Annotated in this window: 15 protein-coding genes; 4 read left to right on the forward strand and 11 right to left on the reverse strand. The window is 71.0% G+C overall.

Features of this window, described 5'->3' with window-relative positions; genetic code table 11:
• Positions 1-64: 64 nt before the first annotated feature.
• Both ABD875_RS15545 and ABD875_RS15550 read right to left on the reverse strand, forming a co-directional pair.
• Positions 65-673, reverse strand: coding sequence for an MBL fold metallo-hydrolase (locus tag ABD875_RS15545; RefSeq protein WP_345179293.1), 609 nt, complete (start codon positions 671-673; stop codon positions 65-67).
• Entirely contained in the window at positions 673-1,782 is a 1,110-nt protein-coding gene (locus ABD875_RS15550; RefSeq protein WP_345179298.1) for an S-(hydroxymethyl)mycothiol dehydrogenase, read from the reverse strand. The genes ABD875_RS15545 and ABD875_RS15550 overlap by 1 nt, the downstream gene beginning before the upstream one ends.
• Positions 1,783-1,932: 150 nt before the next feature.
• Here ABD875_RS15550 and ABD875_RS15555 point away from each other — a divergent pair, with 150 nt between their 5' ends.
• The 3 genes from ABD875_RS15555 (at position 1,933) to ABD875_RS15565 (ending at position 5,777) form a co-directional block, all read left to right on the forward strand.
• Positions 1,933-4,095: an MMPL family transporter gene (locus ABD875_RS15555; protein ID WP_345179305.1), complete on the forward strand. Its 2,163-nt coding sequence runs from the start codon at positions 1,933-1,935 to the stop codon at positions 4,093-4,095.
• 66 nt (positions 4,096-4,161) lie between these two features.
• Positions 4,162-4,653 (forward strand): SigE family RNA polymerase sigma factor, encoded by a 492-nt coding sequence (locus ABD875_RS15560; protein WP_345179314.1) that lies wholly within the window; start codon positions 4,162-4,164, stop codon positions 4,651-4,653.
• Positions 4,650-5,777, forward strand: a complete 1,128-nt coding sequence (locus tag ABD875_RS15565) for a hypothetical protein (protein WP_345179321.1) — start codon at positions 4,650-4,652, stop codon at positions 5,775-5,777. The genes ABD875_RS15560 and ABD875_RS15565 overlap by 4 nt, the downstream gene beginning before the upstream one ends.
• 3 nt (positions 5,778-5,780) lie before the next feature.
• Here ABD875_RS15565 and tsaD read toward each other — a convergent pair whose 3' ends face one another.
• The 7 genes from tsaD to ABD875_RS15600 all read right to left on the reverse strand — a co-directional run bounded on the left by tsaD (position 5,781) and on the right by ABD875_RS15600 (position 12,275).
• A complete protein-coding gene (tsaD, locus tag ABD875_RS15570) occupies positions 5,781-6,824 on the reverse strand; it encodes a tRNA (adenosine(37)-N6)-threonylcarbamoyltransferase complex transferase subunit TsaD (protein WP_345179330.1) in 1,044 nt (347 codons plus the stop codon).
• A 4-nt stretch (positions 6,825-6,828) separates the two neighbouring features.
• Complete coding sequence (gene rimI, locus ABD875_RS15575) at positions 6,829-7,290, reverse strand: ribosomal protein S18-alanine N-acetyltransferase (protein ID WP_345179358.1); 462 nt, start codon at positions 7,288-7,290, stop codon at positions 6,829-6,831.
• Entirely contained in the window at positions 7,287-7,925 is a 639-nt protein-coding gene (tsaB, locus tag ABD875_RS15580; protein WP_345179379.1) for a tRNA (adenosine(37)-N6)-threonylcarbamoyltransferase complex dimerization subunit type 1 TsaB, read from the reverse strand. The genes rimI and tsaB overlap by 4 nt, the downstream gene beginning before the upstream one ends.
• A gap of 248 nt (positions 7,926-8,173) precedes the next feature.
• Positions 8,174-8,758 carry a hypothetical protein gene (locus tag ABD875_RS15585; RefSeq protein ID WP_345179386.1) on the reverse strand — a complete coding sequence of 195 codons (585 nt, stop codon included), beginning with the start codon at positions 8,756-8,758 and terminating at the stop codon, positions 8,174-8,176.
• Positions 8,759-8,797: 39 nt separating this feature from the next.
• Entirely contained in the window at positions 8,798-9,349 is a 552-nt protein-coding gene (locus ABD875_RS15590; protein WP_345179392.1) for a mycothiol transferase, read from the reverse strand.
• Positions 9,350-9,576: 227 nt separating this feature from the next.
• Positions 9,577-10,659 carry a DNA polymerase domain-containing protein gene (locus ABD875_RS15595; protein ID WP_345179395.1) on the reverse strand — a complete coding sequence of 361 codons (1,083 nt, stop codon included), beginning with the start codon at positions 10,657-10,659 and terminating at the stop codon, positions 9,577-9,579.
• A gap of 26 nt (positions 10,660-10,685) precedes the next feature.
• Positions 10,686-12,275 (reverse strand): methyl-accepting chemotaxis protein, encoded by a 1,590-nt coding sequence (locus ABD875_RS15600; RefSeq protein WP_345179399.1) that lies wholly within the window; start codon positions 12,273-12,275, stop codon positions 10,686-10,688.
• A gap of 127 nt (positions 12,276-12,402) precedes the next feature.
• Here ABD875_RS15600 and msrB point away from each other — a divergent pair, with 127 nt between their 5' ends.
• Positions 12,403-12,807 carry a peptide-methionine (R)-S-oxide reductase MsrB gene (gene msrB / locus ABD875_RS15605; RefSeq protein WP_345179403.1) on the forward strand — a complete coding sequence of 135 codons (405 nt, stop codon included), beginning with the start codon at positions 12,403-12,405 and terminating at the stop codon, positions 12,805-12,807.
• Here msrB and ABD875_RS15610 read toward each other — a convergent pair whose 3' ends face one another.
• Positions 12,808-13,089, reverse strand: coding sequence for a hypothetical protein (locus ABD875_RS15610; protein ID WP_345179407.1), 282 nt, complete (start codon positions 13,087-13,089; stop codon positions 12,808-12,810). It abuts the gene before it with no gap.
• Positions 13,086-14,291: a fatty acid desaturase family protein gene (locus ABD875_RS15615; RefSeq protein ID WP_345179410.1), complete on the reverse strand. Its 1,206-nt coding sequence runs from the start codon at positions 14,289-14,291 to the stop codon at positions 13,086-13,088. Before ABD875_RS15615 ends, ABD875_RS15610 begins: the two co-directional genes overlap by 4 nt.
• Position 14,292: the final 1 nt, after the last annotated feature.

A 14,292-nucleotide genomic window follows, 5' to 3' on the forward strand; every position in this document is an offset into this window, starting at 1 on the left:
CGTGAACAACGTTAGAAATTCCTGAGACAGCCGTGCAGGGCCCGATGGGGGGAGGTCGGGGGACCTAAGTCCCGAGCGTCTCCTTCTCCTGCCCGATGGTCGTGTCCGCGCCATGCCCGGTGTGCACGACGGTGTCGTCGGGCAGCGCGAAGAGCCGCGCGCGGATGGAGTCCTTGATCAGGTCCGCGTCGGAGTACGACCGGCCGGTGGCGCCCGGACCACCCTGGAAAAGGGTGTCGCCGGTGAACACGCAGCCGAGGTCCGGCGCGTACAGGCACACCGCTCCGGGCGCGTGGCCCGGCGTGTGCAGCACCTCGAGCGTCGTGCCCCCGACCTCGATGCGTACGCCGTCGGCCAGGTCCAGGTCCCAGAGGTGGTCGGCGTGGGTGAGCTCCCACAGCGGGCGGTCGTCCGGGTGCAGCATGATCGGCGCGACCACGCGCTCGCGGAGCGCGGGCGCCACCCGCACGTGGTCGTCGTGCGCGTGCGTGCACACGATCGCCTTGACCTTCCGGTCCCCCACCACCGCGAGGATGTCGTCGACGCTGTGCGGCGCGTCGATGACGACGCACTCGGTGTCGTCGCCGACGACCCAGATGTTGTTGTCGACGTCGAACGTCTCGCCGTCGAGGCTGAACGTCCCGGCGCTGACCGCATGATCCACGCGAGCCATCAGAAGACCACCACCGAGCGCAGCACGCTCTGCCCGTCAGGGACGTGGTGCATCTTCGCGAAGGCCGCCTCGATGTCGCCGATACCGATCTCCTCGGTGACGAACGCGTCGAGGTCGAGCCGGCCCTGCAGGTAGAGGTCGACCAGCATCGGGAAGTCACGCGACGGCAGGCAGTCGCCGTACCAGCTCGACTTCAGCGAGCCACCGCGACCGAACACGTCGATCAGCGGGATGTCCGGCACCTTCATGTCCGGCGTCGGCACCCCGACGAGGACGACGGTGCCGGCCAGGTCGCGCGCGTAGAACGCCTGCTTCCACGTCTCGGGACGGCCGACCGCCTCGATCACCACGTCCGCACCGTGGCCGCCGGTGAGCTCCTGGATGGCCGCGACCGGGTCGGTGCTCGACGAGTCCACGGTGTGCGTGGCGCCCAGGTCCTTGGCCTTCGCCAGCTTCTTCGGGTCGATGTCGACGGCGATGATCGGGCTGGCACCGGCCAGCGCGGACCCGGCGACCGCTGCCACGCCGACGCCACCGCAGCCGATCACGGCCACGGACCTGCCGCGCGTGACGGCACCGGTGTTGATCGCGGCGCCGATGCCGGCCATCACGCCGCACCCGAGCAGGCCGACCGCGGCCGGGCGGGCCGCCGGGTCGACCTTCGTGCACTGGCCGGCCGCGACGAGGGTCTTCTCGGCGAACGCGCCGATGCCCAGCGCCGGCGACAGCTCGGTGCCGGCGTCCGGACCCTCGGCGAGCGTCATCTTCTGGGTCGCGTTGTGCGTGGCGAAGCAGTACCAGGGCTCCCCGCGGTCGCAGGCCCGGCAGTCGCCACAGACCGCGCGCCAGTTGAGGACCACGAAGTCACCCGGCGCCACCGTGGTCACGTCCGGCCCGACGGCCTCCACCACGCCCGCGGCCTCGTGGCCGAGCAGGAACGGGAAGTCGTCGTTGATGCCGCCCTCGCGGTAGTGCAGGTCGGTGTGGCAGACCCCGCAGGCCTGCACCTGCACCAGCGCCTCACCCGGCCCTGGGTTCGGGACGTTGATCGTGACCAGCTCCACCGGCTGGCCCTTGCCACGAGCGACGACGGCCTTGACCTGCTGCATGGTGCTCCTCTGCTCGGACTGCTCTGACGACGTGTCGGGTTCATGCAACCGTATGCGGGCGGCCCGCGTGTAGGGGTCGGCCACCCCCACGCCCGATGTAGACAAAAGTCGGAGGCGAACGGACGACGAACGTCGGTAGGGTCAGGGATCGTGTTCGCTGCTCTCGGTCGTCTCACGTCCCGTCGTCCCTGGATCGTCATCGCCACGTGGGTGGTGCTCGCGATCGCCGTCGTCGCCCTGGCGCCGGCGCTCGAAACCACCCAGGAGGAGTCGGAGTTCCTCCCCGACCACTACGAGTCGGTCCAGGCCTTCGAGATCCAGGAGGAGAAGTTCCCCGGCGCGACGTCGCCGGCGGCACTGATCGTCTTCGAGCGCGAGGACGGCGAGCAGCTCACCGCCGAGGACCAGGCGACGATCGACCAGATCGCCCAGGACCTCGGGCCGGAGCTGGGCGCCGAGACGTTCGTCCAGGAGGTCGTCACCGTCGGGCCCGACGGTGAGCCCAACGTCTCCGAGGACGGGTTCGTCCAGATCGGCATCGTCGGCCTCGCCGAGGACGCCACCGGCTACGACCCCCAGGCGTACGACGACGCCGAGGCGATGCGCGACGACCTCGCCGACCTGACCGAGGGCAGCGGCCTGTCGGCCACCACCACCGGCTCGGTCCCGCAGGGCCTGGACTCGCAGGAGTCCGGCGAGCGCGCGCTGGCCATCGTCGGCATCGCGACCATCGTGCTCATCGTCGGCCTGCTCGCGATCATCTTCCGCAGCGTGATCATCTGCCTGATGCCGATCGTCGTGGTGACGCTGGTGTCGATGGTCGCCAACGGCCTGATCGGCTGGGCCAACGAGATCTTCGACCTCAAGGCCGACTCCTCGATCGAGACGATCCTGGTGGTCGTCCTCTACGGCATCGGCACCGACTACATCCTCTTCTTCCTGTTCCGCTACCGCGAGCGGCTGCGCCAGGGCGAGGACACCAAGGCGTCGGTCGTGCACGCCCTCGAGCGGGCCGGCGAGGCGATCGCCTCCGCCGGTGGCGCCGTCATCGTCGCGTTCCTGGCGCTGCTGCTCAGCTCGCTCGGCATCTTCAAGGCCATCGGCCCGGCCCTGGCGATCGCCGTCGCGGTCACCCTGGTCGCGGCCCTGACCCTGGTGCCCGCCGTCGTGACCGTGCTCGGCCGGGCGCTGTTCTGGCCGTCCAAGAAGTGGAAGGTCGAGCCCACCGGCGACCGCTTCGCCAAGATCGGCGACTCGCTCGGTCGTCGGCCGGGTGCCTTCGCGGCGGTCTCTGGCGGCATCCTCGCGGTGCTGGCGGTCTTCGCGTTCAGCTTCAACCCGTCCTTCGACTTCAACTCCAGCCTGCCCGACGACGTCGAGTCGACCGAGGCGCTGGAGACGTTCCAGGCCCACTTCGCCGCCGGTGCCAGCGAGCCGGTCCCGGTCATCCTGCAGTCCGACGAACCCCTGGACGAGGCCGCGCTCGCGGAGTTCGGCACCGCGCTGGCCGAGGCCGACGGCGTGGCCGAGGTCTACCCGGCCACGGTCTCCGAGGACGCCACGACCGCCCAGGTGATGCTGGTGCTCGACAGCGACCCGGTCTCCGACCAGGCGCTGAACGACGTCAAGGGGCCGATCCGCGACGCCGCGCACGCCGCCGCCCCCGAGGGCAGCGAGGCCTTCGTCGGCGGTACGCCGGGCATCTTCGCCGACCTCCAGGCGGCGATGGTCCGCGACTACAAGGTGGTCTTCCCGGTCGCCGCGCTGGTGATCATGCTGATCCTGGCGCTGCTGCTGCGCAGCCTGGTCGCCCCGCTGTACCTGATGGCCGCCGTCGGACTGAGCTTCGCAGCGACCCTCGGCGCAACGGTGATCGCCTTCCAGTTCATCGGCGGCGACAGCGGGTTGATCTTCATGCTGCCGATCTACATCTACCTGTTCGTGACCGCGCTCGGCACCGACTACAACATCTTGATGATCGCGCGGCTGCGCGAGGAGGCCCGCGAGGGCAAGGAGCCGCGCCCAGCGGCCGCCGAGGCGGTCAAGCACGCCGGACCCACCATCGCCGCAGCGGGTGTGATCCTGGCCGGCACGTTCGCCTCGCTGATGCTGAGCGGCAACAGCCTGATGATGTCGATGGGCTTCGCGCTCTCCTTCGGCATCTTCATCGCGGCGTTCGTGATGGCGCTGTTCCTGACCCCGGGCCTCACCGCCGTGATCGGGCACGCCGCCTGGTGGCCGGGCCACGGTGACCGGGCCACGCCGAAGGAGCTCTCCGACGTGCCCGCCGAGGAGCCGGCCGGCCAGAAGTAGCCTGGATTGCAACCATTCCCCGGACGTTCGCGTCTGGGGAGTGTGTTGGTCGAGACAGGAGCTCCGATGACGGACCGGGACGCCGACTTCACGGCGTACCTCCAGGCCCGTCAGGGGACGATGCTGCGCACGGCGTACCTGCTGAGCGGAGACCAGCACCAGGCCGAGGACCTCGTCCAGACGACGTTCGCGAAGCTCTACCTGGCCTGGGACCGGGTGCGTGACCGGGAGTCGGTCGACGCGTACGCGCGCCGGATCCTGGTCAACGAGCACAACTCGCTGTGGCGGCGCGCGTGGAAGCGCAACGAGCGGCCCACCGAGGTGCTGCCCGAGGCGCCCGTCGTGGACGAGTACGACGACGGGACCAGCTCGGACCTGTGGTCGGCCGTGCAGACCCTGCCGCGCAAGGCGCGGGCGGTGCTGGTGCTGCGCTACTACGAGCAGCTCAGCGAGGCCGAGACCGCCGAGGTGCTGGGCATCTCCGTCGGCACCGTGAAGTCCCAGACCAGCCGGGCGCTCGCCACGCTCCGCGACCGCATGCGGGAGGAGGAGCGATGACCGACGAGACCCGGCTCAGCGAGGAGCTGTCGCGCCGCGCCCACGAGGTGCACGGCCCGACCCTCACCTTCGACGACGTCCGGGGGCGGGCGCGCCGCATCCGCCGGCGTCGCGCCGCGGCCGTGGCGAGTGGCGTCGCAGCCGCCGTCGCCCTGGTCGTGCTGGTGCCGACCGTCCTCAGCGGCGGCAGCGGCCCGAAGTCCGACGGCGTCGACCCCGCACCGACACCTCCCGGCCACACCGCCGTGCTGCACGACGGCACGCTGACCCTCCCCGACGGCCAGACGGTCGCCCTCGACGTCGACAACGCCGACGTGACCGAGCTGGGCCTGCTCACCGACGGCCGGGTCGTGCTGGCCTCGACGCAGCCCTACGGCGTGCTCGTCTTCGGTCCCGACGGGAACCTCCAGGCGACGTACTCCGTGGGTCTCAACACGATCACGATGAGCCCGGGCGACGACGCCGCAGCCTGGGTCGACGCGGACGGCGGCGTGCAGGTGCTGGAGAGCGGCGCGCCCGAGCCGACCGAGCTCGGCACCGTCGAGGTCGACCCGAGCACCGGAGCGTGGATCGACGCCGTCGTGGACGCCGGCACCGTGCTGGTCGGCAACGGGACCACCACGACCGCCGAGGTCACCGCCGACGGCGTGAGCGAGCTGACCACCAGCGAGCCGTTGCGGGTCAGCGACGTGAGCCCCGACGGGACGCTGTGGGCCGTGCAGGTCGCCGACGACGCGGACCCGCAGTTCGGGTGCCAGGGGTTGTACGACCCGGTCGCCGCGACCGTGGTGGCGCGCACCTGCGAGACAGGGCCGCTGCGCTTCTCGCCGGACGGCCAGCACCTGCTCGGCATGCGCGGTGACAACAACATGTACGGCGACGCCTCGGTCCTCGACCTCGACCTGCAGCGGGTCGGCGGCTGGGAGTCCTCAGGTGAGGGCGACGTCATCTCCGGGGCGGGCTGGGCGGATGCGGAGCATCTCCTCGTCTCCGAGACCAACTGGAAGACCTCGACCTGGACCCTGGTCGAGGTCGACCTGACGTGGGAGGACCGAGAGGTCCTCGACGGTCCGGCCGAGGGACGCAACCCGGAGATGCTCGGGGAGTACCTGCTCTCCGAGTAGGGCTCAGGCCAGGACGGTCGTCACCGGCATCGACGAGTCGGCCGGCAGGTCGAGCTCGGACGGCGTCCGACCGCGTGCGACCATCTCGGCGCCGAGCGCGGCGACCATCGCGCCGTTGTCGGTGCACAGCCCCGGTCGCGGCACGCGGACCCGGATGCCCTTCGCCTCGGCCCGCTCGACCGCCATCGCACGGAGCCGGGAGTTCGCGGCGACACCCCCGCCGATGAGGAGGTCGTCGATGCCCTCGGAGACCGCGGCGTCGATCGCCTTGCGGGTGAGCACGTCGCAGACCGCCTCCTGGAACGACGCCGCGACGTCGTTGACCGGCACCGGTTCGCCGGAGCGCTCGCGAGCCTCCACCCAACGGGCGACCGCGGTCTTGAGGCCCGAGAAGGAGAAGTCGAAGCGGTGCCGCTCGAGGTCCTTGCGGGAGGTGAGTCCGCGCGGGAAGTCGACGTACACGCTGTCGCCCTCGCGGGCGGCGCGGTCGATGTGCGGACCACCGGGGAACGGCAGGCCGAGCAGCCGGGCGACCTTGTCGAAGGCCTCGCCGGCGGCGTCGTCGATGGTCGCGCCCATCGGGTCGACGCCGGTGGTCACGTCCTCGACGCGGAGCAGGCTGGAGTGGCCGCCGCTGACCAGCATCGCCAGGCAGGGCTCGGGCAGCGGCCCGTGCTCGAGCTGGTCGACCGCGACGTGGGCGGCCAGGTGGTTGACGCCGTAGATCGGCTTGCCGAGACCGAGCGCGAGCGCCTTGGCCGCGGCCACGCCGACCATCAGCGCGCCAGCCAGGCCCGGGCCGCTGGTCACGGCGATCGCGTCGACGTCGTACAGCTCGATCCCGGCGGTCTCGCAGGCTCGCTCGATCGTGGGGACCATCGCCTCGAGGTGCGCCCGGCTGGCGACCTCGGGCACGACCCCGCCGAAGCGGGCGTGCTCGTCGACGCTGCTCGCGACGGCGTCGGCGAGCAGCGTGTGGCCGCGGACGATCCCGACACCGGTCTCGTCGCAGGAGGTCTCGATGCCGAGGACCAGGGGCTCGCTCATGTGCTCATCCTCCCCCACAGGCGGGACCGAGGCCCCGACGCATCACGATGGCCGTGGTGCCGTCTCGGTAGTAGCGCGGACGCCGGTCGATCTCGACGAAACCACGGGCGGCGTAGAACGCGATCGCGCCCGCGTTGTCCTCGCGCACCTCGAGCAGCAGCCGGTCCGCGCCGCTCTCGCGGGCGGCGCCGATCACCGCGTCAAGCAGCTCCGTGGCCAGGCCGGTACGACGGTGCGCGGGATCGACCGCGATCCGCTGGAGCTCGGCGATGTCGGCGACGATGCTCGCCACCGCGTGCCCGGCCAGCACGCCGTCGACCTCGGCGACCAGGTAGCGCACCGTCGGCAGGTTGCCGGACAGCCCCTCGGCCACCAGCCCCTCGGGCCAGGCGTCGACACCGAGGTTGTCCCGTTCGAGCGCCGCGACCGCCGCCAGGTCGGCCGCGACCGCCGGGCGTACGGTCACGAGACCCGCTTCGGCGCGTTCGGCTGCTCGGCGTCGGGGCGCCGCAGGTACATCGGCTCGGGGTCGTGGAGCTCAGCGCGCTCCTCGGCCACCACGCGCGCGAGCCAGCCGGCGCTCGGCGCCGTGGGACCGACCCGGTTGGGGAACGCGTCCGGGTAGAGCGCGCCGCCCTCCCCCACCACCGGCTGCTCGGTCGCGAGCGCCGCAGGCTTGTCGACCAGCGGCCCCTCCAGCCGCGCCCCGGAGGCGTCGTACCGCGCGAGGTAGACCTCCTTGCGGCGCGCGTCGGTCGCGACGGTGAAGTCGCCGGTCACCGCGCCGGTGTCGGCGGCCTCGACCGCGAGGACGTCGAGCGAGCACACGCCGTACACGGGGATGTCGAGGACGAACGCGAGGGTCCGGGCGGTCACGAGGCCGACCCGCAGGCCGGTGTACGGGCCCGGCCCGATCCCGGCCGCGACCGCGGTGAGGTCCTGGCGCACGATGCCGGCGCCGCCGAGGGCGCGCTCGATGAGCGGGGCGAGCTGCTCGGCGTGCTTCATCGGCCGGTCGGCCCGCAGCTCGACCACGACGTCGTCGCCGTCGTGGAGCGCGACGGTCACCAGCGGCGTGGCGGTGTCGAAGGCGAGGAGCACGGAGTGAGGCTAACCCGTAGCCGATTTCTGGCTGTCCTGTGGATCTCGTGTGGGCGTCGTGTGGAGATCGCACCCCTAGTGTTCTCATCAGTCGGCAGCACGGTGAGCCGACGCGAGAAGCCGACCGGCCACGCGGCCTGGGGGGGGTATGCGAAGCGCTTGGGGGAGCGCTCCGGCCGGTTTTGTCTGTGGGGCCCGCTCCGCGCGCTCGGTCTGACCGAGAAGGCGGGGCGGGCCCTTTCTCCGTCTCAGGCGTCCGACGCTGCGACGTCCGAGCCGAGGGCCTCGATGACGTGCCTGACCTCTACCATGTCCGCGCCCTCGGCGATGGCCACCTCGAAGGACCGAGCGAGCGCGCGCTGAGCCTCGTCGTCGTACGGCACCAGATCGTGCGACGTGGCTCCCGGCTCGGGCAGGAGGGCTGCCGCGGACTCGAACCCGGCGGCAACGGCGATCCGCGCGCGCGTCACGAACGGCTCCTGCCGGACGCGCGCGGCCTCATGGGCCGTGATCAAGACGTTGCGGGCGTCGATGGTGAACCTGGTGAAACCCTGCTCGGGGCTCAGCGGCTCGAGCTCCACCTGCGCGGCCTTCGCGAGCCGCTGTTGGGCCGCTTGCTTGGACACGCCCATCCGCGTGCCGATCTCCGACCAGCTGACGCCCTGCGCCCGCGCGGTCGAGACGACGTGCTCGATCAGGTCGTCGCCCAGGTCACTGAGGTGCTCGGCCACGAGCATCGCATCCGGGATCCGATCACGGACGTCGGAGTGGGCCGCCTCGAGAGCGGCGACGAGGCGGTCGAGGGTCACGCCGGTCAGCTGGTTCGGTTCCATGCGTCAATCGTAGATTGACGATCCAGTCATCGTCAATTATCAGTTGACGCTGGAGGACTCGCTGAGCTCCACCACGATGTCGAGGTGGCCCGCGTGCCGCGCGTACTCCGCGATCACGTGGAAGCAGATCCACTCGAGCGTCGGCGGGTCCGACAGGAACCGGCCGCTCTCGGCCGCCGGCGCGTCCAGCGGGTGGTCGCGCAGCACGGCGCGGGTCCGCTCCCCGATAGCCCACAGCGCGGCCACCAGCTCCTCGGTCTCGACGTCCTCGGCGACGTGCCAGCGCCCACCGAGCTCGGCGTCCCACGGCTCGTCGACCGTCCAGTCGCCCCACGGCTCGTCCACGTGCTCGCCGAGGAAGCCCCAGACGAACCAGCGCTGCTCCATGTGCAGCACGTGGCTGAGCAGCTCGATCGGGGTCCAGCCGGAGGGGAGCCGCGCCGTACGCCGGTCCGCCTCGCCGAGCGTGAGGACCCCGTCGACGATCTCCTGGCGCACCCAGTCGAGGTAGTCCGACCAGCGCGCCGCACCCGACGGCCCGTGCTTGGTCGGCTCGCCGTCTGCCCTTGCCACCCGCTGGTCCTCGGACACGCTCACGACCCTAGTGCCGGAACTGGTCTGGACCATGCCTCAGGTCCCGGCGTGGCGCACCGATGAGTCATGCATCGGTCGCAGGGAGCCACAAGCTCCAGACGCAACAGGGGACGCGCGACCATCCCAGCAGAGCCCGCTGCCACGCGCTCGGTTCACCACCACCCCTGGGTGGGACCGAGAAGGTGGCAGCGGGCTCTGTCTCATTTCGGGGCCCTGCTGACGGCTCAGTCGGCGATCCGGTTGCCCTCGGCGTCCCAGTGCGACTCGACCTTCTTGCTCGGCTGCACCCGCGGCGGCTCACCGGGCATCTTCGGGTAGTCCGGCGGGAAGTTCAGCTCGCCGCCGGGCAGCTCCTCCCACAGCCGTAGCAGCGGCTCGAGCGAGTGTGCGGTGTCGTCGATGCCCGCCCACGGATCGCCGTCCTGCACGCGATCGGGCACCGTGAAGAGGTTGTACTCGCGTGGGTCGGTGATCGTCGCCAGCTCGTCCCACGTCACCGGCGTGGAGACGGGAGCGCCGGGCAGCGGGCGCAGGGAGTACGCCGAGGCGATCGTCCGGTCGCGGTTGTTCTGGTTGAAGTCCACGAAGATCCGCTCGCCGCGCTCCTCCTTCCACCACTCGACGGTGACGCCGTCGTCGCGGCGGGCCAGCTCGCGGCCGAAGCCGATCGCCGCGTGCCGCAGGTCGGTGAACTCCCACTCCGGCTTGATCCGCACGAAGATGTGCACGCCCCGGTTCCCGGAGGTCTTCGGGTACCCGGTGATGCCGAGCTCCTCGAGCAGCTCCCGGGCGACGCCGGCGACCCGGACGGCATCGCGGAACGACGTGCCGGGCTGCGGGTCGAGGTCGATGCGCAGCTCGTCGGGGTGGTCGACGTCGGAGCGGCGTACCGGCCACGGGTGGAAGACCAGCGTGCCCATGTGCGCGCACCAGACGGGTACGGCGATCTCGGTCGGGCAGATCTCGTCGGCGGTGCGGCCGGAGGGGAACGTGACCTGCACGGTCTCGACGTAGTCAGGAGCGCCCTTGGGGACCCGCTTCTGGTAGAACGCGTCGGCGTCCTTGTCCTGGGGCCCGGTCGCGAGCTTCATGCCGGGACGGACGCCGGACGTCCACCGCTCCAGGGCGGTCGGCCGGTCCCGCAGCGCGCGCATCAGCCCGTCGTCGACGCTGGCGAAGTACTCCGCCACCATCAGCTTGGTGACCTCGGGCGTGGTGTCGGTCGCCTCGTAGATCACCCGGTCCGGGCTGGAGACGCGTACGGCGCGGCCACCCGCGTCGACCTCGGCGGCAGCTGGCTTGGGCATGGGCCCACGCTAGCCGCCACCGCCGACTAGAAGCGGAAGCCGGCGACCAGCGCGCGCAGGTGGCCGGACACGCCGGCGAGCTCCTCGGCCGCGGCCTGGGACTCGCCGGCCGCCTCGGTCGCGGACCGCGCGGCCTCGGCGACGCTGGTCATGTTCTCGGCGATCTGGCCGGCGCCGTCGGCCGCCTCGGCGACGTTGCGCGACATCTCGTTCGTCGTGGCGGTCTGCTCCTCGACGGCGGAGGCGATGGTGCCCTGGTAGTCGTTGATCGAGCCCATGATCGTGGCGATCTCGCCGATCGCGGTCACCGCGCCCGAGCTGTCGGCCTGGATGGCCTCGACCCGGCGGGCGATGTCCTCGGTGGCGCGCGCGGTCTCCTGCGCCAGGTCCTTGACCTCCTGGGCGACCACGGCGAAGCCCTTGCCGGCCTCGCCGGCCCGCGCGGCCTCGATGGTCGCGTTCAGCGCCAGGAGGTTGGTCTGGTCGGCGATCGCCGAGATCACCTTGACGACGTCGCCGATCTGCTGGCTCGACTCCCCGAGCTTCGTCACCGTGTCGTTCGTGGTGTCGACCAGGCCGACCGCCTGGGCGGCGACCTCGGCGGCGTCGTTCGCCGAGCCCGAGATCTCGCGGATGGACGCCGACATCTCCTCGGAGCCCGAGGCCACGGTCTGCACGTTGCGCGACACCTCGTCGGCGGCGCCGGCGACGAGTGCCGCCTGCGCCGAGGACTGGGCGGCGGCGGTGCCGATGGTGCTGGACACCCGCTCGGCGCGCTCGCTGACGCTGCCGAGCAGTTCCGCGCTGGAGGAGATCTCGCTCATCACGGCGCTCATCGACTCCAGGGCGGCGTTCATCGACTCCGCCATGTCGGTGACCTCGTCGTTGCCCCGGATCTCGATGCGCTGGGTGAGGTCGCCGTCGGCGACGGCGACGAGCACCCGCCGGGCCTTGTCCAGGGGACGGGTGATCGTGCGGGTCGTCCGGTAGCCGACGAAGGCCGCGAGTGCCGCGGCGACCAGGCCGAGGACGGCCATGATCACGAGGAACCGGTCCGCGATGCCCCGCGCCGACGCGGTCACCTCCTGGTTCATCGACTCCTCGAGGTCGATCAGCACGTTGATGACTCGCAGCCACTCCACGAACGCCGGCTTCACCTGGTCGTCGAGGAGGTCCATCGCCGCGAAGCTGTTGCCCTCGCGCTTCAGGTCGATGACCTGGTCGATCAGCGGCAGGGTCTCGGCCTGCACGGCCTTGATGTCGGCCAGCGCTCGCTTCTCCTCGGCCGACACCGGGCCGTCCGCGAAAAGCTCGTCCATCGGCGCCTCCGCGGCGGCGTACGCCGCGGCGAGGTCGTCGATGAGCTGTGCCTGGGTCTCGATCTCCTCGTCGCCGTACGCCAGCGCGACGTCGCGGATCGCGATCGCCCGGTCGTGGACGCTGCCGCGGAAGTCGACGGCGTAGCGCTGCTTGACGGCGTTCTGGTCGTTGATGGTGCCGAGGTCGCCGTCGATCTGACTGACCTGGACGACGCCGACGACGATGACGGCCACCATGGTCAGCACGACCATGACGAAGCCGACGCCGATGCGTCGTCCGATGGTCAAGCGCTTCACGGTCTGCTCCGTCCGGGTGTGGCGCGCCCCACTCGGGACGACGTGGGCGAAGCAATCGGCCACGTCCCCGAGCACCTGAGGCAGACGGGGCGACCGGTCGTGCTGGTCTAGTCAGTAGGATTCAGGCATGGCTCACAACGTCGAGAAGACCGACGCGGAATGGCGCGAGCAGCTCTCCCCCGAGGAGTACGCCGTCCTGCGGCAGGCGGGCACGGAGCGGGCGTTCACGGGTGAGTACACCGACACCGAGACCACCGGCGTCTACCGGTGCAAGGCCTGCCAGGCCAAGCTCTTCGAGTCGGACACGAAGTTCCACTCCGGGTGCGGCTGGCCGTCGTTCTACCAGCCGATCAGCGACACGATCGAGTACATCGAGGACAACTCGCACGGCATGAAGCGGGTCGAGGTCCGCTGCGCGAACTGCGGCTCGCACCTCGGCCACGTGTTCCCCGACGGCTACGGCACGCCCACCGGCGACCGCTACTGCATCAACTCGATCAGCCTGACGCTGGAGCCGGTCGCCCAGCAGTAGTCAGAGGAGCGAGTTCGGCTGGAACGTCGGGCGCCGGTCGGCGTCCTCCTTGGCCGGCCGGACGAACTCGAACCCGGCGGTGGTCACCAGCTCCGCGCCCTCCCCCATCAGCGCGCCCGCGCACTCGAGGTGCAGGGGCGGGAGGTGGAAGGCGTTGCGACCCACCTCGTCCGGCGTGCCCACGAACGCGATCGGCCGGCCCAGCGGACGCTCGCACACCCCGCAGATGCGGCTCAGGGCGCACTGGGTGACCCAGGCCCGGTCCATCGTCCGGATGCTCATGCCGGCTTCCGGTAGTAGGCGCCGGTCTCGGTACGCCGCTTCGGCCGCTCGTCGTCGGTGCGCCGGCGGCGGTCGATCGACGGCGAGGGCGGCTCCGGCTGGTCGGAGCTGGTCCAGCTGTTCGGGAACGAGAGCTTCATGATCGTCCGCAGCGCCTGGCCGTACTGCCGGTGCAGCGGGCCGGTGGTGTAGGGGATGTCGTACTTCTCGCAGAGCGCCTGCACCTCGACCGCGATCTCCGGGTAGCGGTTGCTCGGCAGGTCCGGGAACAGGTGGTGCTCGATCTGGAAGCCGAGGCTGCCGGAGAGGACGTGCAGGAGCCGGCCGCCCTCGAAGTTGGCCGACCCGAGCATCTGGCGCAGGTACCACTCCGCGCGGGTCTCGTCCTCGAGCTCCTCCTCGGTGAAGTGCAGCGCACCGTCGGGGAAGTGGCCGCAGAAGATGATCATGTAGGCCCACAGGTTGCGCGCCAGGTTGGCCGTGGCGTTGGCCTTCAGCGTCGCCTTCCACTGCTTGCCGCTGAGCGCCGGATACAGCACGTAGTCCTTGAGGACCTGGTTGCGGCCCTTGCGCGCGATCTGGCGCAGCTGGCGCTTCATCTCGACCGGGTCCTTCTTGCCCTTCCGGATCGCCTCGAGGTCGAGGTCGTGGAGCGCAACGCCCCACTGGAAGAGGCCGGCGAGCAGCGCGTTGAACACGGGCTGGCCGAGGTAGACCGGGTGCCACTTCTGCTCCCGCGCCATCCGCAGCACGCCGTACCCGATGTCGTTGTCGTGGCCGAGGACGTTGGTGAACTGGTGGTGGATGTAGTTGTGCGAGTGCTTCCACTGCTCCGCCGGCTGCGCGGTGTCCCACTCCCAGTTGGAGGAGTGGATCTCGGGGTCGTTCATCCAGTCCCACTGGCCGTGCATGACGTTGTGGCCGATCTCCATGTTCTCGAGGATCTTGGCCAGGCCGAGCATGCCGGCTCCGGCGATCCACGCCGGCGTGCGGGTCCGCTTCGACTGGAGCCCGGCCATCAGCGTGACCCGGCCGGCGGCCGCCAGGCCGCGCTGGACCTGGATCAGCCGGTTGATGTACGCCGCGTCCGCGTCGCACCGGGACTCCTCGACCCGGGCGCGGATCGCGTCGAGCTCGCGTCCGAGCTGCTCGACCTCCTCCTCGGTGAGGTGGGTGTACTCCTTCACGTCGGCGATCGCCATG

This window comes from Nocardioides caricicola, assembly GCF_039541135.1.
In the GTDB taxonomy this organism is placed as follows: domain Bacteria; phylum Actinomycetota; class Actinomycetes; order Propionibacteriales; family Nocardioidaceae; genus Nocardioides; species Nocardioides caricicola.